We start from the raw sequence: 17,232 nt of genomic DNA, 5'->3' as shown, positions 1-17,232 counted from the left end.
CATCGGGTCCATGGACACGGATTGGACACGAACGCGCCGATCAAGAAACGGCGGACGTGCCCGACAGCAGCGCGGCCACGGCATCGGCCGCGGCTACGGCGGTCCCCTCGACGAGGTGGCCGTACAGGTCGCCGGTCGTCTTGGTCGATGCGTGGCCGACGAGCTTGGACACGACCGGCAGCGGGATCCCGACTGCGATCAGCATCGACACGGCGCCGTGGCGCAAGTCGTGAAGCCTGACCCGCGGCAGGCCGGCCGCCGCCGCCAGCTGGCGGAACCGGTGGGACACGGCGGGGGGTTTGATCATGCGCCCGATCTCGTCGCAGAAGATCAATCCGTTGTCCTCGTAGACCGAACCGGCCTTCAGCCGCTCGGCCGCCTGTGCCTTCCGGTGCGCCTTGAGTCCGGCGATGGTCCCGGCGTCGAGGACGGCTACCCGATCTTCGCCCGCTTTCGTCTTGGGCTTGCCGACCACCACCTTGCCGCCGGCGAGCGTGACGGCCTGGCGGACGGCGAGCCGGCCCGCGTCGAGGTCGACGTCTGACCAGCGCAGGCCGATGCCCTCACCACGCCGGAGTCCGAGCACCGCGTACAGGCGCCACAGCAGCGCGTCCCGCTCCCCCGCGACCGCCGCCAGGAACGCGGATGTCTGCGCCGGTGTCCACGGCTTGACCTTCGGCGTGCTCTTCGGAGGTAGGTGCCGCTTGCCGTAATGCCGGCACGGGTTCCGCGCGATCTGCTCGCGCTCTTCGGCCTCGCCGAGCGCGCTCGACAGGACGGCCAGGATCGAGTGCAGCGACGTCGGGCCGACGTCGTGGGCCTCGTCTTCCGCAATCTCGTCGAACATGTGATCTAAGTGGGCGATCCGGACATCGCCCAGACGCACACTGCCGATGTGCGGGATCACCATCGTCTCGAGTCGCCACGCGTAGTCCGCGATGGTGCCGGGTCGAAGCGTCCGGGCCTTCCGCTTCAGCCATGCGCGGAGGTACGTGGACAGGACATCCCGGGACGGGTCGACGTACGTGCCCTGGGCGACCGCGGTGACCTGGCCAGCGAGGAAGGTGTCCGCTTCGTCGGCCGTCCGGAACCGCTTCTTGCCCTGGCGACGCTGCCCGTCCGGGCCGGCCGGCTTCTCGTACCGGACGACGTACCGGACGGGGTGGTTCGTCGAGTCCTTCCGACGGCAGTCCTTCGGGTCGTCGCACGGACACTCCCGATGCCGCGAGCCCTTCACCTGGCCGCGCCCCCAATGCGCCCTTCGATCTCCTGTGCCAGCTCTCGCGTGATGTGGCCGCGGTGGGCCTGACGCTCGCCAGGAGGCATGTCGCCCAGGGCGGAGACTCGGGCATCGCGCTCTTCCGTGAGCGACCGCCCCCAGATCGCCGATGCGGCATCTACGACCTGCCGGGCTGTGACGCCGAGTCGGCCGGCGAGGGCCGCATCCGCGTCGACAGCCGAGCCGCGCGACTCGCCGCTCTCGGCTGGGACCATCTGCCGTCGGTCTTCCGGCGGCAGCTCCCGCCGGGCCGCGCCCGAAAGGATGCGCTGGACGCCTTCCCGCGACTGCAGCGCCGTAGCGGACAGGTAGACCCCGCCCGCGCCAGCGAAGAGCGCCCCTGGCGAGACGTCTAGCGCGTCAGCCAGAAGGAGCAGGGTCCCCACGTCGACGGTCTCGCGGTCACCGCGCTCAAGCGCGGCGACTCGGACGCGGGTCCAGTTCAGGCCGACCTGCTGACACATCCGTGCAACCTCGTGTTGGGTGAGTCCCCGCTCCGACCGGATGCGCCGAAGGTTCTCCCCCATCACATGGCCGACGGCGCCCAGGGCAGTGACGGGCCCCCAGTCCGGTGCGGGGGGTCGAACTTCCTCGGTCATGTCGCCTGTTGCCATCTGTCGCCCGTTCGCATGGGTCGATAGTCGCACGTCGCTTGCTCGCTTGCCGAACACACCATCCATCGGTTACGTTCGCCATCGTTCGGTCGATGAGCGAGCATTCGACCGTCACACGACGATCGGACGAAGAGGTGGGGCGTGGTGAAGAAGACGTGGCACGAGGGCGAGATCCGGGATCTGGGTACCCGAACCGACCTCCGGACCGCCTGCGACATCCTCGGGATGGGCTACACGGTCGGGTACCGCAGGGCGAAGGAAGGCACCTTCCCGGTGCCGGTGATCAAGGTGAGCCGCCACTACGTGGTGCCGGTGGCGCACCTGCTCGACCTGCTCGGCCTGTCCCGCGGGTCGGAGATGGCCGCCGCCTGATGAGTCCCTACAACGACGAACGCGGCCCTGGCGGGGGCCGCGTTCAGAGTCAGCAACCGGGCGACGGGCCTTCTCGCGTTCAGAGTAACGCGCGGGTCGGACTGAGGTGGACCCGTGCCGAGTACGCCCGGGTGATGGGTGTCGACTCCGTCGGCCGATGGGCCCGGAGCGTGATCGACACCGGGCGGGAGTCCGGTCGGATCCCGCGGTACGGATCGGCGGAGTGGCTCGCGCTGGCCGCCGATGACCCGCGCCGGATGGCGGCCGTTCTGGTCGCCGCCGAGGCGTGGCGGCTGGAGACGTCGCCGGAGTGGATCCGCGCTCGGATCGGGGCGGAGTTCGCCGGCGAGCGCCAGGCCGCTACCGCCGAATTCGAGGACATGTGGCGCCGCACGCTCGACGGCATCGAACGCGTCGACCGGGCCCGCGCGGCCGGCGGTGACATCGGCCTGCCGCTCGACGAGCGCCGCCGGCTCGCTCACCAGCCACGGCCAGGTGACCGGGTTGGCCCGGTCCAGAGAGAAGGCGTCGCGTGACCCTGCCGCCGCTGGACGACCTGCCGCCGCCGCCGGAAGACGACGACGGCGCGCGGGTCCTCGACAAGCTGCACGCCCTGCTGGTGCGCTACGTGGTGTTCCCGAGCCCGGAGGCCGCGGACGCGGTGACGCTGTGGGACGCGGCCACGCACGGGCAACCCGCGTGGGAGCACGCGCCGCGGCTCGCCGTCATCTCGCCGGAGAAGCGGTGCGGGAAGTCCCGGCTACTCGACATCGTCGGGGGCACCTGTCACGAGCCGCTGATCACGGTGAACGCCACCATCGCCGCGGTGGTCCGGTCGCTGTCGGACGATCCGCCGACGCTGATCGTCGACGAGGCGGACACGATCTTCGGTAGCAAGAAGGTGGCCGAGCAGAACGAGGACCTGCGCGGCATCCTCAACGCCGGTCACCAGCGCGACCGTCCGATGATCCGGTGGGACATCACGGCCCGCGCGCTGGAGAAGCTGCCCACGTTTGCGATGGCCTGCCTTGCCTCCATCGGGGACCTGCCGGACACGGTGATGGACCGGGCCGTGGTCATCCGGATGCGTCGCCGTGCCGCCGGCGAGAAGGTCTCGCCGTTCCGGACTCGTCGCGACGGGCCGTTGCTCGAGGTCACCCGGGAGCGGGTGGCCGAGTGGGTGCGCGAGCGCCTCGAGGCGCTCGAGAAGGCCGAGCCGGACATGCCGTTGGAGGACCGGGCCGCCGACACCTGGGAACCGTTGATCGCGATCGCGGACGCCGCGGGCGGGACGTGGCCGAAGCGGGCCCGGGATGCCGCGAAGGCGCTGACCAAAGCCGTGGACACCGACACCGGTAGCGACGGCATCCGGCTCCTGGCCGACCTGCGCACGGTGTTCGGGCCGAACCTGCGGATGCCGACCGCGGAGGTTGTGGCGCGGCTGCGTGGGCTCGAGGAAGGCCCGTGGAACGACGTCGACGGCCGCGGGAAGGCGATCGACGCTACCGGGCTCTCGGCTCGGCTCAAGCCTTACGGAGTGCGACCGAAGACGATCCGGATCGGTTCGTCCACGCCGCGCGGCTATGAGCGGAGTGACTTCGCCGATGCGTGGTCACGCTACCTACCCGAAACAGCCGCAACACCCGAAACAGGCGACGTTTCCGCAGGTCAGAGCGTTGCACCCCATCCGCAACAGGGGGTGCAACACCCGACCAGCCCTGTTGCACCCGTTGCACCCCACGTTTCACCCTCCGGGCCCGTGACCAGCGATGTTGCGGGTGTTGCGGGTGTTTCGACCCCCCTGCCCACGCCTGACGGGTGGGACCTGGAAGAGCCACCCCCGTACCCGTGGGCCGACCACGAAGGAGACGCAGCGTGACCACAAGCGCCGAGATCGGACCGGCCGCGGTCGCGCTCTCCGACCTCCTCGCGGCCCTTACGGCGGCCGACCTGGTCGCCATCCGCGGCCACATCGACACCGTCGCGCCCGGGATGCTGGACCAGGCGGACGCCGCCGCGGTCGCCGTCGAGGGGCGGATGCAGCAGTACGCCGCCGAGCACGGCGCCCTGTACCGGCGGGCGGCGGCCGACGAGATCCCGGAGTGGATCCGGTTCGGAGTCGTCGAGGCGCTCGTGACCTTCTCTGCGAGACGCGCGACGACCTGCCAGCACGCACCCGACCCGGCGCGACCCCAACCGGTGTACGCCGCCGCGTGGCGCCCGGGGGTCATCGCGTGCGCCGCCTGCTGCGGCTTCCTGTTCCGCCTCGCCGGCGACCGGGACCGCACCTGCGACCGGTGCGGGCACATCGAGCGCGAGCGTGGGGTCTACCCGTGTTCGGTCGCGTTGGGCCCGCTCACCTTCATGTTCGGCCTCTGCCACGAGTGCCGACCCGACGTCACACCCGAGGCCACCTCATGACCACCACGACCATGCCGCCGACCGTGCCCGCGCCGAGCGCGCGGCACCTGCTCGACGCCGCCCGCTGCACCCCGCTGTGCCTGCTCGCAGTCAGCCACCCGCGCGGGTGCACCTGTCGATGTGGAGGCCAGCACCACGGCGCGCTGCTCGACGCGCCGGTGTCCGACGAGGCCGAGAGGAACGCAGCATGACGAACGAGCCCTACCAGTCCATGCCGCCGCTGTCCGGCGACGAGTACGAGGCGCTCCGGGCGGACATCGCCACCCGCGGCGTGCTCGTGCCCGTCGAGGTCGACGAGAACGGCGCCATCCTCGACGGCCACCACCGACACCGGGCCTGCGTCGAGCTGGGCATCACCCCACCGACCGTCGTCCGCACCGGGCTCTCTGAGGCGGAGAAGCACGAGCACTCCCTACGGCTGAACCTCGCCCGCCGGCACGTGACGCAGGCACAGCGCCGGGACCTCATCCGCCGGGAGTTGGAACGGGACTCAGGCCGCAGTGATCGGGCCATCGCCCGTCTCGTCGGTGCGAGTCATCCGACCGTCGCCGCGGTCCGCCGAGAGATCAACGGAGTGGTAAATCCTTCCACCCCGGGGCCGACCGACATGGGCCCGCAGGAAGCGCGGGAGTGGCTCGACGATGTACGCGCCACCCAGCGCAGGATGGACGGCCTAGCGGCCGAAGCGGAGGACCTGTCCCAGCGTCCTGCGCCGATGTGCGGGCCGTACCGGGTGCATCCAATGCTCGCGGCGCTCCCGAACCTGCCAGACGACGAACTCCACAATCTCGCGGCGAGTATCAAGCGACTTGGCCTGATCAAGCCGATCATGCTCACCCACGACAAGACGACCATCGTCGACGGCCGGCAGCGATACCTGGCGTGCGAGATCGCGACGGTCGACCCGGTGTTCGACACCCTGCCGGCCGACGCCGACGAGGTAGACACCCTGGACTTCATCGTGTCGATGAACGTCGTCCGGCAGTCCCTCACCAAGGACCAGCGCGCGGTTATCCACGTCCAGGTGGAAGAGCTCCGCGAGCGGGAGCGTGCGCGGCTCGCCGTCGAGCAGGTGACGCCGTGAGCAGTGTCGACGAGGTGGTCAGGGCCCGCGCGCTGGCGACCGTCGCCCGGCACGCCCGCGACGCCGACGACCTGGCCCTGCTCGCCGAGGCCCTCGACCTTCCGCTCGGAAACGAGGGGGGAGGGTCGGGCGTCCCGGCCGCGTACGCCGGCCTGGCCGCGGCGATCCTGGCCAGCGGCGACGGCGGCGAGGACCACACCGTCGAGGTAGGTGCGGCGTGAACGCCCGCCGCCGGCGCCGAGCGTCTGCGACCTACCTGATCCGTCGGCAGCTGCGCGGCGGTGAGCTGGACGTGTGCCCGCGCTGCCGCGGTCGACTCGGACGTGCCGCCCGGCCGTCGGTCATGACCGTGGTCCGGTCGGTGTGGGTGTGCGGGTTCTGCGCCACGGCCGAGCGATGCGACGCCCAGCTCGTTCCCCTTCGGTGCTGGCCCGTGGCTCGCCGGGAGCACATCCGACCGACGCCGCCGTGGGTGGACCCGAGGTGCCCGCCGGCCGGTGCCACCCCCACCCACCCCCCTGCCGTGGCTGCTGGTGTCGACCGCGCTGACTCGTCGTCGATGGTTCGCGTGATCGATGCGTCGATGCCACGCGAGCAGGACCAGGCCGCCCCGGTGGGCACGGTCGCTGACGGGGGTCCGCTCGCCGTGACCGTCGCCGAGTGTGACGAAAGGCGGCGCGACGGACACGGAGAGGGACGGGGGGTGGGTCTGGGACGCAAATCCCGATCATGAAACGACCCGCCAGTCTTTTCATTTTTTTGATCACGACCCGCACAGATCGAGACGATCAAGAGGGGGGTGCCGCGATGACGATCACTAGGACGTGCCGGACGTGTCCTCGGACCGTGGTTGGTGCCTGGTACTGCCCGGACTGCAAGGCTCGGCGCGGCATGCGGCCGGGCCCGACGACCACCAGCCGCGGCTACGGCCACGAGCACCGCAAGACCAGGGAGAAGCTCCTCCCGGCCGCTGTGGGCTCGACCTGCACCCGGTGCCACCGGCCCATCGTCGAGGGGCAGGACGTCCACCTCGACCACACCGACGACCGGACCGGCTACAACGGCCTCGCGCATGATCACTGCAACGTTGTCGCTGGCGCCCGCAAGGGTGCGGCACGTAGCCACGGCCGCGCGTACACCAGCCCGCGCATCCCGGAGCCGCCGCTGGCGCCCGTACTCGGTTCCTGCGGTCCGGGCCACGTCACGTGCTGGCACGGCCGGCAGTGGACGCCGGACTACGCGCCCACCAACCCGGACGGCTCGGCCCGGACGCCCTGCCCGGACGCTCTCGCGTCCTGGTTCCCCACGACCACGAAGAAGCGGCGCTGACGCGCCCGACCGAAAGGATCACCATGCACACAGCACCCAGCCCCGGCGACTCGGTTCTCTTCCGTGCCCGCGAGTGGACCGTGACCGCCGTCCGTGGCTCCCGCGTGGAGCTGGAGACCGGCGGCTACCCGCGTCAGACCGCGGGCGCCCATCCTGGCCAGCTCCGTTTCGTCCGCGGCGCGACGTCGAGGTGGAAGCGCCCGGCCGAGCCGGAGCCGTTCGACGCCGACGCTTTCGTCCGCCGGGTGATCGACGAGGCGATGCGGTCGGCCGAGCAGAAGCGGGAGGCCGACCAGAAGCTCGCGATCATGCGTGCCCATGAATCGGGTCACGCCGTGGTCGCGCACGTGCTCGGCATGACCGTGACCGGCATCGTCGCCGACCCGGACATGCTGCGCGGCATCGGCGGCTTCGGCGCGACCCTCACGGAGCACTACGACGACGAGGTGCCCCCGGAGGATCTGGCGGTGCAGTGCCTCGCCGGTGGCGCCGCCGCCCGGATGCTGCTGCCCGACGTCCCCGATGCCGGCCGCGGCTGTGCCCGCGACGAGGACCAGGCCCGGGAGGCGCTCGGCGGGCCCATCCCGGACGCCCTGCGCCGCCGGGCGGACGCGCTCGTCGCCGAGCACCGCGGCGCGATCGAGCGGGTCGTCGAGGCGTTGGCCGCGCATGACGGGCCGTACATGATCGGGCTCGACGTGGTGGACGCGATCGAGGCCGGTCGGGTGCCCGCGGCCCGGTCCGCCGAACCCCGGGAGCTGGTGCCGTCGGTCTACCCGGGTCGGCCGCACCGCGACCTCGACGACCCCGCCATGGTCAGCTACCGCCGTAGCGCGGGCATCACCCGCGACGAGCACCGCCGCCTCCTCGCCGAGGCCGTCGCCGAGATGCGAGCCACCGGCGGGGCGCGGATGGAGACCCGGTACACCCCGGGCCCGATCCGCGTCGAGCGGCGGGCCGCCGCGTGATCGCCATCGACGCCGTGTCCGCCCGCGCCGCCGAGCTGGACCCTGCTGCCGCCGGCCGGAAGGTCGGCCGCGGGCTGCTGACCGTGCTCGCCGCGGTCGTCGTCGCCGTGGGGTGGCTCGCTGGCCGGATGGTGACGTTGGCGGCGGCCGGCGCGCTGTGGACTTTCGCCGCACTGACATTGGGCTGGCAGGAAGCCAGGCCAACGAAGAAGGAGAAGAAGTGACCGACCTGAAGAACCCGGCCGAGGCCAACCATCCGTATGTCCTTCGAGCGCTCGCCCAGATCGAGATCGCCCTGTTGAACCGTGACCGCGGCCTGCTCGAGCGCGCGAACGCCACTCTGACCGAGCACGGCTACCGCACCACGCCGGTGCCCGACGAGTGGGACGGGCCGGCGGCGGCATGACCCGCACGGCGACCGCCGCCGAGCTGGACCGGTGGGCCCGCGACGGCGAGCAGGACGACCTGGAACCGAGCTGGTTGTCGTGGGACACCCGCGTCACGATCCACCGCCAGATGCTCGCGATCTACGAGAGGAACGGCGAGGTGGAGTTGGCGGAACTGACCCGCCGCCGGCTCGCCGAGTACGGGTGCCGCCCCTGACCGTCGATCCCAGCAACCCGCCCCACCAGCCCGCCCGGGTGTCCGGGCGGGCTGTGGCGTTCCTGGGCCCCTTAGACGGCGCCCTGAGATGGCCGTAGACGGCCGAATCCGGGTGGGCTGGTAGGTGAGGGTGGGCCGGTAACGTCGCTGTCACGTCCGGACTCCGCACTACCCTGACCCGATGATCACTTACAGGTTGCCGGACGGACGGATCAGCACGATGCGCCGCGCCGAGGCCACCAACTCGAGGATGATCGGCGACGCCCGGGTGACCTACGGCCCCGACGATCCGGAGTACGCCAAGCTCGACGCCTTCCTGCGCCTACGCGAAGCCGAGGATGCTGCGTACGAAGCCGAGAACACCCTGTAAGGCGCCACCCGCTCCCAGCAACGCGCACGGCCCGTCTCCCCCCGAGAGAGACGGGCCGCTCGAGCATCACGTGATGACCGTGCCGGCACCTACCGGGGCAGGCTGAACGGCAACACCAGCACCCCCGTCAACCCGTGCGTGCTCACCCACGCCTGCGCCGCCTGCTCGGACCCAAACCAGCCGACGATCCGAACCGGCCGGCCACGCCAGTCCGGCACCACCAACCCGTACATCGTCTCCGGGGTGTGCCGGGCCATCGCCGCGGTGGCACGCTGCCTGGCCGCGTCGAGGTGGTGCGCGGTGGTCATGCCGGCCGGGTGAACGTCAGCTGTAGCACGCCGTCGACGACGTCGGCGGAGGTGAGGATCGCGCTCTCCCGCGTGTAGCGGCACAGCACGTCCACCAGGCGGCGGGAGGTGATGCCGAGATCGGCGTCGAGGCTGACGCTGCCGTCGACGTAGCTGTCCCAGGTGCGGGTACCTGGCTCGCCGCGCAGCGGCCGGGGCGGCGTCGGGGCAGGCGACAGCGGGTCGGGCGCAGGGCAGGATGAGGTCACGGGCAGCTCTCCTCTGCTCGGGCCCCGGCGGTGTCGACTACCGACCGGGGCCTTCCTATGTGCGCGTTCGGTACGGCGCGCGTGCAAGCGATCACGCTAGCGCGCCTAGGTGCGTACGCCAACAGGCAGAACACACAGTCACCGCACCGGGCCCACAGTCCGGTCCTGTGGACAGCGCACCCGACCGACCCGAGCGGCCGGCACCCTCGGAGCTGATCACCGTGGGCGATATCCGCGCGACCTTGGGCGTCTCTCGCAATCGGGCGTACGCGATCACGACCCACTTCCGGTTCCCGGCGCCGTGGTTCATCAGCCGCGACGGCACGGTCCGCCTGTGGCTGCGCTCCGAGGTCGAGGCGTGGTTGGACGCGAACCGCAAGGGGTGGCGGGAGAGCTGACCCAGACAGGCCCCGGGGGTGCCATTCTCACCCCCGGGGCCGCAGGGTGCGACGTCGCGACATCCTCGACGCCACAGCACATCCGGGTGCGACGCCCGATAGCGATCTTGTCGGAGCCGACAAGATCGGGACGCTATCCCGATCTTCGACCCTCCTCGAAGATCGCTCCGACCCCGGGGAGTCCTCCCCAACCGGGGGAGATCTCCCCCATCACCTCCCCCGCCCGCGATGCCCTGCGGCACAGCCGGAACCAGCCGACGGGGGAGGCGGGGAGGCAGGGCGTCGGCAGTACCGACACCCCCGGATTCGGCCCTGTAGCGACTCCCCAGCCGCATCCCCCGTGGGCGCGAGGCCGCGAGGGCGCAGGTCAGAGACGATGTGGATCTCTCGCGCCCCCCGCGAGGCTTTCGAGGGCCGCGAGGACAGCCGCAAGGGACGGAGTCGCGTCCAGAGTCGCCAGTCGTGTCGTGAGTCGCGTCGCCCCGCCAGGCACGCCCACAGCCCCGCCCTGGGGCAGTCGCCACCCCCGCCGACCTGGCAGGCGACTCGCGACACGACGCGACTCGCGACTCCGAGGACGACTCCCCGCTGGCCGCTGTCGCGCCTGCTGTCGCCTGTCCTGTCCTGTCGTGTCGTCCGGGGCTGTCGCCACCCCCTCCCAGCAGGGGTTCCGGGGGCGACAGGACAGCAGGCGACAGGCGACACGACAGGACAGAGGACAGCTCGGACGACAGCAGAGCGGCCCGCCTCCGCTGTGGAGGCGGGCCGCTCGGTGATGCTCAGGACGCCAACCTCACCGGCCTGTCCTTGATGCTGCCCGTGGCCGCGATGTCCGCCAGCCACTCGGCGAGCGACCGGTCCGCTTTCGCCTGCCCGCACGGCGAGCACGCCGGTAGCCGGTTCTCCCCGCGGTGCGCGCCGCCCTGGGCGCGCGGGATGACGTGGTCGAGGTGGTCGGCGTCGCCGCCGCAGTAGGCGCACCGGCCTGCCCAGACCGCGAGGATCTGCACCCGGACGCCCGCCCCCGGCCCCTTCCTGCTCACGCCGCCGCCGGCTTCTGCTCGGCCGCCTGGTCCCGCGCGGCACGCTGCTCCGCGGTGCGCCGCCGGAACGCGCTGGTGAACATCTTCTCGGCCACATCGACGATCAACTCGGCGTCCACCACGCTGATGTCCGGGTCGCGGTCCGGCGCCTGCTCCGGCGTCCCCTGCGCCGCCCACACCGCCCGGTCATCACGGTCACCGCAGGCGTCGAGGACGCCCATCAACACCGACGTCAGTCGCGACAGCAGCTCCACGCTGCCGTCGGAAATCTCCTCGTACTCCGTCGGTCCGAGCAACGCCCGGGTGATGTCCGCGAGCATCCATGCCGTGTCCATCCGGCGCTGCGTCGGGCTCGGCTTCCACGCGCTCACAGGGACCCTCCAAGGTTGAGATCGGACAGCAGGGCGTAGGCGACGGCCTGCTCGTAGTCGGCGCGGGCGTGGTCCCGGACCGCCCGGTCGAGCTGGCGGACCAGCGGGAGCAGCTCGACGGCGGCCATGTCGGTGAGCATGTCCGGTTCGGCGCGGGAGTCGTCGACGGTGACCGTCATCGCGGCCAGGCTGGACAGCAGCCGCGCCATCTCGAATCGCTCGGTGATCCCGAAGTCGCTGACGCTCACTCGGCACCACCAGCGGCGCCGTCGGACGGGTCACCCTCGACGCCGGGTGTGACGGTGGACCGCCGCCAGGCCGCCCACGTCGCACCCGGAACCCGGGACCGCGGCAGAGACCCAGCCTCGTCGGCCGCCGCCGCCGCCAGTTCGGTGCGCCGCTCGACGTAGGCACGCCGCACGGCGAGCATCTCCCGAACCCGCGCCGTCACGACGCGCATGTCGCCGGCGGCGAGTGCGACGGCGAGGGCCTCGACGTGCACGGTGGAGATGGATAGCTCGGCGTGGGTCTCGGTGTAGTCGGCGCAGGCGGCGAAGTCGCGGCGGGCGCGGGCGGTCTGCTCGGCGGTCGGTTCGAGGTCGGCGGCGGGGATCAGCGGGTTCATCGGGTCGCCGCCACGGCCTCGAGGGACGCCCGGGTGACGCCGTCACCCTGCCTGACGAGCTTGCCGCTGGAGGGCGCGGCGTACCGCTTGGCCGTGGCCACGGAGACGCCGAGCCGGACGGCCGCCGCGGCGAAGGTGACGGGCGCGTCGGGGGTCGGATCGGGGGTGACGTCCGGGCTGACGGATGACCGGAGTTCAGTTCCGGTCATCGGGCTGGGCGGGCGCTCGGCGAGCAACTCGTCGAGGACATCCGCGCGGGTGACCGGCTCGCCGGTGCCGGCGCGGTAGGCGTGCCTGATCACCAGCCTGGCGCGTTCGGTCGGGGTGAGCCGGGGCGGGGTGAGGACGGACAGCGCCGCGGCGATGACCGCCACGGCGAGAGATGGGATCGTGGACAGCACGGTTCGGGACCTCCATGGGTCTCGTGTCCGAGGTCCCGGTACGGAGAGGGAAGCTCCGGCCGGGACCGCCTACGAGTCAGACGATAGACCGATATCGCGATATCGGTCTAGCCAACATCGGGACAACGCGATACCGGGATAGCGCGCTACCTCGATACGCTCGCCGCCATGGCGAAGAAGGCAAAGACCCTGGACGACCTCCGCAGGCTGGGCGAAGACGTCCGGTCGACAGAGAAGGCGCTCGACGCTGCGCGAGCAGCGCGCGACGAGGGCATCCGGGACGTGCGCGCGCTCCGTGAACACACTCTCGCCGAGCTGGCGGACGCGGCCGGCGTCTCCGTGCCTACGGTCCGGGCGGTCACCCGCGGACTCCGACCATGATCAGGACACATCGTGGACACGTGAGAGCCGGCTAGAGGCGATCACCGGCGACAACCAGCGTTGATCGAGATGTGCCATGACCTGCACAGATGACAATAGGTAACGACCGCTGACGACAGTCGATGACCGCCCTACCTACTTCCGGTTCTGACGAAGCCCGCGCCCGCGCGTCATCCGCCTGCCGCACCCCGCACGCCGCACATCGGACGCACCAGGCGCACGGCCTGCACCGACAATGATCATCACTTAAGGTAACCACCTGAGCACATAGAACTCGACAGTCTCGGGGGAGGCCATGACGCAGCGCGACGAGCCCGCGGCATCGGCGCCAACCGCGCCGGCTCCCCGCCGGGATGGCGACCGGCCGCGCCCGGTGCACCGGCGCAGCCCGGCGTATTGGCTCCACGGACCCGTCCGATGACGCCGGAGGCCAGGTCACCGAGCGCGCCGACCGCTCCGGCGGCGCCCCCCACGGCTCCCCCTCCCTCCCCGCGCGCGAAGCCGGCCACGCCCGCGGAGCCCGCCACGCCGGCCGTGTCGGCCCGGCGGGCGCTGCTGTTCGTCGTGGCCTGCCTGGCCCTGCTGGCGGTCCTGCGCTCGGCCGCGATGGTGCACGCCGGTGAGGGGATGCCGCCCGGCACCACCCGGGACCTGGTGCTGGGCGTGGCCCGTCCGTTGGACGAGGTCACCTCGGCGCTGCGGCTCAACCAGCCCGACCGGCTGCTGACGAAGGCCTTCGGGCACCCCGACCCGACCGTGGGCAAGGCCGACGACTCCGAGCTCGCCGCCGCGGCCGCGCTCGCCGAGCCCGATGCCAACGCCAACACCGGCACCGGAACCGGCCAGGTCAAAGACCGAAGCCGGGACGGCGACGCGGCGGGCGCGCTGCGCACCCCCACCCCCGCCGACCCGCTGCGAGTGCTGGTCACGGGTGACTCGTTGACCGAGTCGCTGGGACCGACGATCACAAAGACGGCACCGCCGGCGATCCGCGCCGAGACCGACACCCGATTCGGCACCGGCCTCGTCCGCCCGGACTTCTTCGACTGGGCCACCCACGCCCGTCACCAGGTCGCCGAGCGCGACCCCGAGGCGGTGGTGGTGGCGATGGGCGGCAACGACGGCCAGGGCATCACCCAGCCGGACGGCACGATCCTCCCGGCCGGCTCACCGCAGTGGGAGGCCGAGTACCGCCGCCGGGCGATCGTGCTGATGCGCATCTGGTCGGACGGCGGAACCCGCCGGGTGTACTGGCTCGGCCTGCCTCCCGCCCGCTCGACCACACTGAACGGGTACTTCACACGGATGAACGAGGCGACCCGTGCGGCCGCCGACCGGGTTCCCGGGGCGCGCTTCCTGGACCTGCGGCCGACCCTGTCGAACGGCGGCGCCTACACCGACTATCTGACGGACGGCGGCGGCCACTCGGTGCTCATCCGCACCCGTGACGGCGTCCACCTGACCCTCGACGGCGCACGGCTGGCAGCGGGCCCGGTCCTGCACACACTCAGCGGAGACTGGCACCTGAGCTGACACCGGGCACCACAACGCACGGCCGGGACCAGCAGACCGGAACCAGCACAGCCGGGACCAGGCACGGCCGGGGTCGGCGGCGCCGGGGTCAGCGCGGCCGGAAGCCGAAACCCGGGCCGTCGAGATCATTGCGGGCGGTGCTCACCGCGGTGAGCGCGCGGCCCATCAGATCGGCCTTCCGGCCCGGCGCGGCGGACCGGTCGGCCGAGGTGACGGCGTCGAGGAAGTCGTCCGCGAGGACGATGAGCTGGTCGGGCAGGGCGTGATCCGCCACCCGCGGCGGGCGGACGCCGAGCGGAGCGCCGCTGCCGGCCTGCCGGCCGAGCATGGCCAGCTCGTCGATCAGCGTGCGGAGCCGGGCGGCGCGCGTCTCCCCGGTGGGGATCCGCACGTCCCAGGAGGAGCCCGTCCAGCTCCGCGCGCGGGAGAGCAGGAGGTTCGTCTGCCGGGACAGCTCGCGGACCGAATCCGACATCCGGGCAGGATACCCGACGATGGCACTCCCGGGTCTTGCTCAGACGTGTGGTATGAGGCACGCTCGCTTCATGGTCCGTTGACGTCGGGTTCAACCTCTGGAGGCGCGCATGTCGCAGTACCGCTCCCCGCAGATCCACCAGGGACTCATCGACCGCATGCCGAAGGCGACCGGACACGACGTCGGGCACTGGCTCGCCCGCCTGCACGACGGGCCCGGGCTGCTGCGCTTCTCGGAACGAGTGGGCTGGCTGCGGGACGCGCACAGCCTGCCGCACCGGTACGCGGCGGCCGTGGTGCACGAAGCCGACCTGCGTCGGCGCGCGATCCGCGTCTGATCGATGATCCCGGCCGGCGGCCGGGCGCGGGCCGGGCTGCCGGCCCGGCCCGACCGCCGGCAGGATCGGTCCGGCGGGGCTGTCCGGCGGGCGCGGGCTCGCTGGACCAGAATGGCGGCGTGGATCTCGCCGCCGCCCGGGCCTTCGTCCTGGAGCATCATCGTGCCGTCCTGGGTACCACCCGCCGTGACGGCACCCCGCAGCTGTCTCCCGTGCTGGTCGGCGTGGAGGGCGACACGCTGGTGATCAGCACCCGCGTCACCGCGCTGAAGGTCACGAACATCGAACGGGATCCGCGGGTGCACCTGTGTGTGCTCCCCGACGGCTTCTTCGGGCCGTGGGTGCAGATCAGCGGCACGGCCGAGATCATCCGGCTACCCGACGCCCTTGACGGGCTGGTCGCCTACTACCGCCAGATCTCGGGGGAGCACCCGGACTGGGATGACTACCGTGCCGCGATGGTGCGCGAGCAGCGCTGCCTGATCAGGGTCACGCCGACCACCGCGGGCCCGGACCGCTCCGGCTGACGCCCTCTGCCGCGTACGGCGGCCGAGGGCCGGGGACCAAGCCCGCCGGGGCTGCTGCCGGAGCGCACGGGGCTACTGGCGGAGCTTGGAGAGCAGGCGCAGCAGCTCCAGGTACACCCACACGAAGCCGATCAGCAGACCGAACGCGGCCCGCCAGGCCTCCTCGCGAGGCGCGCCGGAGGCGACCGCCCGCTCGATGTAGTCGAAGTCGAGGATGAACTGCAGGCTGGCCACCGCGAGCACCGCGATGCTGAACAGGATGCCCAGCGGCGACGCGTCGTTGATCACGGGCAGGTGACTGCCGGACACGGCCCTGATGACGAGGTCGGTGACGCCGAGCAGCACCACGCCCAGTAGAGCGCCCGTGACGATCCGCGCCATACGGGGGGTGGCTCGGAGCCGCCGGCTGCGGTAGGCGACCAGCATGGCGATGAACACCAGCGCGGTGCCGAGCAGCGCCTGGAGCACGATGCCCGAGAACGCGGACTCGTAGAACCGCGAGACCCCGCCGACGAGCAGGCCCTCCAGCACGGCGAAGACCACCACGAGCGGCGGGCTGATCCGGCTGCGGAGCGAGATGACGAAGCTCAGCGCGAGCGCCGCGACACCGGCCCCGAGCGCGATGCCCGGCGAGTCGGGCGAGAGGTACCAGCCGATACCCGCGCCGACCAGCATCACCGCGAACACGCCGAGCGTGTGCATGACGACGTCGTCGAAGGTCAGCCTGTCGTGCACCGGGGTGGGCGGCGGGCCACCCGGCCACGGAGCAGGGCCGCCCTGCGGCCAGGGACCGGCCGGCGGGACCGGCGAACGGCTCTGACCGAAGCCCGACCGGGTGAACGCCGGGTTGGATGAACGCAGCTCTGCCATCGGGCCTGGACCTCCCCAGCGAGTCGCGGACGGGCCACCTGCCGCACGCGATCGCACAGTACAACGGCCACCGGATGACGACCGTTCCGCACCCGGTGCGCAACGTGATCCCGTCGGCAGGCCGGAGACGATCAGCCGATCGCCGGGTGGCGCAGCCCGGGGGCCTCGCCCATCGATCAGCAACAGAAGGGGTGAAAGGGACAGGAGTGGACGCAATGCGCGTCCCAGTGGGAATCAGACCGTACGGAGGCGCCCTTCAGGCGAAGGGGGGCAAGACTGATCACGAGCCTGTCGACCGCCGCGCCTCGTAATCCCCCATGGGGGATTACGAGGCGCGGCGGTCGACATTGATGGGTGCCGGTGGTCGGAGTCGAACCGACACTCGAGCTGTTTTTAGGACAGCCTCCTCTACCTGTTGGGATACACCGGCTCGTTCACATCGCTGATGTTTCTACCACGCTACGTAGGGTCTGGGAATGACACATCGCAGGAAAAGTCGTGCGGAGAGGCCGGCGCGGACGAATTCGTGACTCTTTGTGACGACCGTGACGCGGACGCCGCTCTCCCGCGGCGTGCGGTCACTCCACGGTTCGAATCCGGGAGGGGGCGGGGACGGCCACGGGCTCACCCATGACGCTCCCCCAGCCCCCCTCGGGCCGGTCTCCGGCCCGAGGG

Annotated in this window: 28 protein-coding genes, 1 tRNA gene and 1 pseudogene; 18 read left to right on the top strand and 12 right to left on the bottom strand. The window is 71.7% G+C overall.

Annotated elements, in window-relative coordinates; genetic code table 11:
• Positions 1-40 precede the first annotated feature (40 nt).
• Together FMEAI12_RS13975 and FMEAI12_RS13970 are read right to left on the bottom strand one after the other, a co-directional pair.
• Positions 41-910, bottom strand: a complete 870-nt coding sequence (locus FMEAI12_RS13975) for a site-specific integrase (RefSeq protein ID WP_146776703.1) — start codon at positions 908-910, stop codon at positions 41-43.
• Positions 911-1,233: 323 nt separating this feature from the next.
• Entirely contained in the window at positions 1,234-1,959 is a 726-nt protein-coding gene (locus tag FMEAI12_RS13970) for a helix-turn-helix domain-containing protein (protein WP_200835279.1), read from the bottom strand.
• A gap of 75 nt (positions 1,960-2,034) precedes the next feature.
• On the opposite strand from FMEAI12_RS13970, the gene FMEAI12_RS13965 reads away from it, so the two are divergent.
• The 13 genes from FMEAI12_RS13965 to FMEAI12_RS36200 all read left to right on the top strand — a co-directional run bounded on the left by FMEAI12_RS13965 (position 2,035) and on the right by FMEAI12_RS36200 (position 9,040).
• Complete coding sequence (locus tag FMEAI12_RS13965) at positions 2,035-2,265, top strand: DNA-binding protein (protein WP_112106361.1); 231 nt, start codon at positions 2,035-2,037, stop codon at positions 2,263-2,265.
• A gap of 170 nt (positions 2,266-2,435) precedes the next feature.
• Positions 2,436-2,801, top strand: coding sequence for a hypothetical protein (locus FMEAI12_RS13960; RefSeq protein ID WP_146776702.1), 366 nt, complete (start codon positions 2,436-2,438; stop codon positions 2,799-2,801).
• Entirely contained in the window at positions 2,798-4,144 is a 1,347-nt protein-coding gene (locus FMEAI12_RS13955; RefSeq protein WP_235013986.1) for a DUF3631 domain-containing protein, read from the top strand. Before FMEAI12_RS13960 ends, FMEAI12_RS13955 begins: the two co-directional genes overlap by 4 nt.
• Positions 4,141-4,686, top strand: coding sequence for a hypothetical protein (locus FMEAI12_RS13950; protein ID WP_112106359.1), 546 nt, complete (start codon positions 4,141-4,143; stop codon positions 4,684-4,686). The genes FMEAI12_RS13955 and FMEAI12_RS13950 overlap by 4 nt, the downstream gene beginning before the upstream one ends.
• Complete coding sequence (locus FMEAI12_RS36615) at positions 4,683-4,877, top strand: hypothetical protein (RefSeq protein ID WP_160144274.1); 195 nt, start codon at positions 4,683-4,685, stop codon at positions 4,875-4,877. Before FMEAI12_RS13950 ends, FMEAI12_RS36615 begins: the two co-directional genes overlap by 4 nt.
• Complete coding sequence (locus tag FMEAI12_RS13945; protein ID WP_160144273.1) at positions 4,874-5,770, top strand: ParB N-terminal domain-containing protein; 897 nt, start codon at positions 4,874-4,876, stop codon at positions 5,768-5,770. The genes FMEAI12_RS36615 and FMEAI12_RS13945 overlap by 4 nt, the downstream gene beginning before the upstream one ends.
• Positions 5,767-5,991: a hypothetical protein gene (locus tag FMEAI12_RS13940; protein WP_112106357.1), complete on the top strand. Its 225-nt coding sequence runs from the start codon at positions 5,767-5,769 to the stop codon at positions 5,989-5,991. Before FMEAI12_RS13945 ends, FMEAI12_RS13940 begins: the two co-directional genes overlap by 4 nt.
• 625 nt (positions 5,992-6,616) lie before the next feature.
• Complete coding sequence (locus FMEAI12_RS13935; protein ID WP_146776700.1) at positions 6,617-7,099, top strand: hypothetical protein; 483 nt, start codon at positions 6,617-6,619, stop codon at positions 7,097-7,099.
• A 23-nt stretch (positions 7,100-7,122) separates the two neighbouring features.
• A complete protein-coding gene (locus FMEAI12_RS13930) occupies positions 7,123-8,067 on the top strand; it encodes a hypothetical protein (protein ID WP_112106355.1) in 945 nt (314 codons plus the stop codon).
• Positions 8,064-8,291, top strand: a complete 228-nt coding sequence (locus tag FMEAI12_RS13925) for a hypothetical protein (protein WP_112106354.1) — start codon at positions 8,064-8,066, stop codon at positions 8,289-8,291. The genes FMEAI12_RS13930 and FMEAI12_RS13925 overlap by 4 nt, the downstream gene beginning before the upstream one ends.
• Positions 8,288-8,473: a hypothetical protein gene (locus FMEAI12_RS13920; RefSeq protein WP_112106353.1), complete on the top strand. Its 186-nt coding sequence runs from the start codon at positions 8,288-8,290 to the stop codon at positions 8,471-8,473. The genes FMEAI12_RS13925 and FMEAI12_RS13920 overlap by 4 nt, the downstream gene beginning before the upstream one ends.
• On the top strand, positions 8,470-8,670 hold the full coding sequence (locus tag FMEAI12_RS13915) for a hypothetical protein (protein ID WP_146776699.1): 201 nt from the start codon (positions 8,470-8,472) through the stop codon (positions 8,668-8,670). Before FMEAI12_RS13920 ends, FMEAI12_RS13915 begins: the two co-directional genes overlap by 4 nt.
• A gap of 181 nt (positions 8,671-8,851) precedes the next feature.
• Positions 8,852-9,040 carry a hypothetical protein gene (locus tag FMEAI12_RS36200; protein WP_146776698.1) on the top strand — a complete coding sequence of 63 codons (189 nt, stop codon included), beginning with the start codon at positions 8,852-8,854 and terminating at the stop codon, positions 9,038-9,040.
• Between the two features lie 89 nt (positions 9,041-9,129).
• On the opposite strand, the gene FMEAI12_RS13910 is transcribed toward FMEAI12_RS36200, so the two are convergent.
• Positions 9,130-9,348, bottom strand: a complete 219-nt coding sequence (locus tag FMEAI12_RS13910) for a hypothetical protein (RefSeq protein WP_112106351.1) — start codon at positions 9,346-9,348, stop codon at positions 9,130-9,132.
• Positions 9,345-9,596 (bottom strand): hypothetical protein, encoded by a 252-nt coding sequence (locus tag FMEAI12_RS13905; RefSeq protein ID WP_112106350.1) that lies wholly within the window; start codon positions 9,594-9,596, stop codon positions 9,345-9,347. The genes FMEAI12_RS13910 and FMEAI12_RS13905 overlap by 4 nt, the downstream gene beginning before the upstream one ends.
• Positions 9,597-9,817: 221 nt before the next feature.
• On the opposite strand from FMEAI12_RS13905, the gene FMEAI12_RS13900 reads away from it, so the two are divergent.
• Positions 9,818-9,994: a hypothetical protein gene (locus tag FMEAI12_RS13900; RefSeq protein WP_235013985.1), complete on the top strand. Its 177-nt coding sequence runs from the start codon at positions 9,818-9,820 to the stop codon at positions 9,992-9,994.
• Between the two features lie 842 nt (positions 9,995-10,836).
• On the opposite strand, the pseudogene FMEAI12_RS39895 reads toward FMEAI12_RS13900, so the two are convergent.
• The 5 genes and pseudogenes from FMEAI12_RS39895 to FMEAI12_RS13875 form a co-directional block, all read right to left on the bottom strand.
• Positions 10,837-10,977, bottom strand: a pseudogene (locus FMEAI12_RS39895) (HNH endonuclease); the annotation flags it as partial.
• 56 nt (positions 10,978-11,033) lie between these two features.
• Positions 11,034-11,408: a hypothetical protein gene (locus FMEAI12_RS13890; protein ID WP_112106347.1), complete on the bottom strand. Its 375-nt coding sequence runs from the start codon at positions 11,406-11,408 to the stop codon at positions 11,034-11,036.
• Positions 11,405-11,656 carry a hypothetical protein gene (locus FMEAI12_RS13885; protein ID WP_112106346.1) on the bottom strand — a complete coding sequence of 84 codons (252 nt, stop codon included), beginning with the start codon at positions 11,654-11,656 and terminating at the stop codon, positions 11,405-11,407. The genes FMEAI12_RS13890 and FMEAI12_RS13885 overlap by 4 nt, the downstream gene beginning before the upstream one ends.
• Positions 11,653-12,033 (bottom strand): hypothetical protein, encoded by a 381-nt coding sequence (locus FMEAI12_RS13880; RefSeq protein WP_112106345.1) that lies wholly within the window; start codon positions 12,031-12,033, stop codon positions 11,653-11,655. Before FMEAI12_RS13880 ends, FMEAI12_RS13885 begins: the two co-directional genes overlap by 4 nt.
• Positions 12,030-12,434: a hypothetical protein gene (locus tag FMEAI12_RS13875; protein WP_146776697.1), complete on the bottom strand. Its 405-nt coding sequence runs from the start codon at positions 12,432-12,434 to the stop codon at positions 12,030-12,032. The genes FMEAI12_RS13880 and FMEAI12_RS13875 overlap by 4 nt, the downstream gene beginning before the upstream one ends.
• 168 nt (positions 12,435-12,602) lie before the next feature.
• On the opposite strand from FMEAI12_RS13875, the gene FMEAI12_RS13870 reads away from it, so the two are divergent.
• Both FMEAI12_RS13870 and FMEAI12_RS13865 read left to right on the top strand, forming a co-directional pair.
• Positions 12,603-12,815: a hypothetical protein gene (locus FMEAI12_RS13870; RefSeq protein ID WP_112106343.1), complete on the top strand. Its 213-nt coding sequence runs from the start codon at positions 12,603-12,605 to the stop codon at positions 12,813-12,815.
• A 417-nt stretch (positions 12,816-13,232) separates the two neighbouring features.
• Positions 13,233-14,348 (top strand): SGNH family hydrolase, encoded by a 1,116-nt coding sequence (locus tag FMEAI12_RS13865; RefSeq protein ID WP_235013984.1) that lies wholly within the window; start codon positions 13,233-13,235, stop codon positions 14,346-14,348.
• A gap of 88 nt (positions 14,349-14,436) precedes the next feature.
• Here the strand turns inward: FMEAI12_RS13865 and FMEAI12_RS13860 are convergent, their stop codons facing one another.
• Complete coding sequence (locus FMEAI12_RS13860; RefSeq protein ID WP_112106341.1) at positions 14,437-14,823, bottom strand: hypothetical protein; 387 nt, start codon at positions 14,821-14,823, stop codon at positions 14,437-14,439.
• A 109-nt stretch (positions 14,824-14,932) separates the two neighbouring features.
• Between FMEAI12_RS13860 and FMEAI12_RS13855 the strand changes: the two genes are divergently transcribed.
• Together FMEAI12_RS13855 and FMEAI12_RS13850 are read left to right on the top strand one after the other, a co-directional pair.
• Positions 14,933-15,160: a DUF4287 domain-containing protein gene (locus FMEAI12_RS13855; RefSeq protein WP_020458465.1), complete on the top strand. Its 228-nt coding sequence runs from the start codon at positions 14,933-14,935 to the stop codon at positions 15,158-15,160.
• A 119-nt stretch (positions 15,161-15,279) separates the two neighbouring features.
• Positions 15,280-15,687, top strand: coding sequence for a PPOX class F420-dependent oxidoreductase (locus FMEAI12_RS13850; protein WP_112106340.1), 408 nt, complete (start codon positions 15,280-15,282; stop codon positions 15,685-15,687).
• Between the two features lie 72 nt (positions 15,688-15,759).
• Here FMEAI12_RS13850 and FMEAI12_RS13845 read toward each other — a convergent pair whose 3' ends face one another.
• Both FMEAI12_RS13845 and FMEAI12_RS13840 read right to left on the bottom strand, forming a co-directional pair.
• Entirely contained in the window at positions 15,760-16,557 is a 798-nt protein-coding gene (locus tag FMEAI12_RS13845; protein ID WP_112106339.1) for a Bax inhibitor-1/YccA family protein, read from the bottom strand.
• Between the two features lie 355 nt (positions 16,558-16,912).
• Positions 16,913-16,987: transfer RNA gene (locus FMEAI12_RS13840), tRNA-Leu, on the bottom strand.
• Positions 16,988-17,232: the final 245 nt, after the last annotated feature.

It is taken from the genome of Parafrankia sp. Ea1.12, from assembly GCF_900465275.1.
Lineage (GTDB): Bacteria > Actinomycetota > Actinomycetes > Frankiales > Frankiaceae > Parafrankia > Parafrankia soli.
The sequence above is the reverse complement of the archived record's forward strand: the minus strand, read 5'-3'. Positions and strand labels throughout refer to the sequence as shown.

Bases quoted from the DNA above. Each gene is read 5' to 3' on its own strand.
- FMEAI12_RS13865 (WP_235013984.1), top strand. From the start codon at position 13,233: ATGACGCCGGAGGCCAGGTCACCGAGCGCGCCGACCGCTCCGGCGGCG.
- FMEAI12_RS13970 (WP_200835279.1), bottom strand. From the start codon at position 1,959: ATGGATGGTGTGTTCGGCAAGCGAGCAAGCGACGTGCGACTATCGACC.
- FMEAI12_RS36200 (WP_146776698.1), top strand. From the start codon at position 8,852: ATGATCACTTACAGGTTGCCGGACGGACGGATCAGCACGATGCGCCGC.
- FMEAI12_RS13870 (WP_112106343.1), top strand. From the start codon at position 12,603: ATGGCGAAGAAGGCAAAGACCCTGGACGACCTCCGCAGGCTGGGCGAA.
- FMEAI12_RS13915 (WP_146776699.1), top strand. From the start codon at position 8,470: ATGACCCGCACGGCGACCGCCGCCGAGCTGGACCGGTGGGCCCGCGAC.
- FMEAI12_RS13860 (WP_112106341.1), bottom strand. From the start codon at position 14,823: ATGTCGGATTCGGTCCGCGAGCTGTCCCGGCAGACGAACCTCCTGCTC.
- FMEAI12_RS13880 (WP_112106345.1), bottom strand. From the start codon at position 12,033: ATGAACCCGCTGATCCCCGCCGCCGACCTCGAACCGACCGCCGAGCAG.
- FMEAI12_RS13930 (WP_112106355.1), top strand. From the start codon at position 7,123: ATGCACACAGCACCCAGCCCCGGCGACTCGGTTCTCTTCCGTGCCCGC.
- FMEAI12_RS13945 (WP_160144273.1), top strand. From the start codon at position 4,874: ATGACGAACGAGCCCTACCAGTCCATGCCGCCGCTGTCCGGCGACGAG.
- FMEAI12_RS13845 (WP_112106339.1), bottom strand. From the start codon at position 16,557: ATGGCAGAGCTGCGTTCATCCAACCCGGCGTTCACCCGGTCGGGCTTC.
- FMEAI12_RS13855 (WP_020458465.1), top strand. From the start codon at position 14,933: ATGTCGCAGTACCGCTCCCCGCAGATCCACCAGGGACTCATCGACCGC.
- FMEAI12_RS13910 (WP_112106351.1), bottom strand. From the start codon at position 9,348: ATGACCACCGCGCACCACCTCGACGCGGCCAGGCAGCGTGCCACCGCG.
- FMEAI12_RS36615 (WP_160144274.1), top strand. From the start codon at position 4,683: ATGACCACCACGACCATGCCGCCGACCGTGCCCGCGCCGAGCGCGCGG.
- FMEAI12_RS13975 (WP_146776703.1), bottom strand. From the start codon at position 910: ATGGTGATCCCGCACATCGGCAGTGTGCGTCTGGGCGATGTCCGGATC.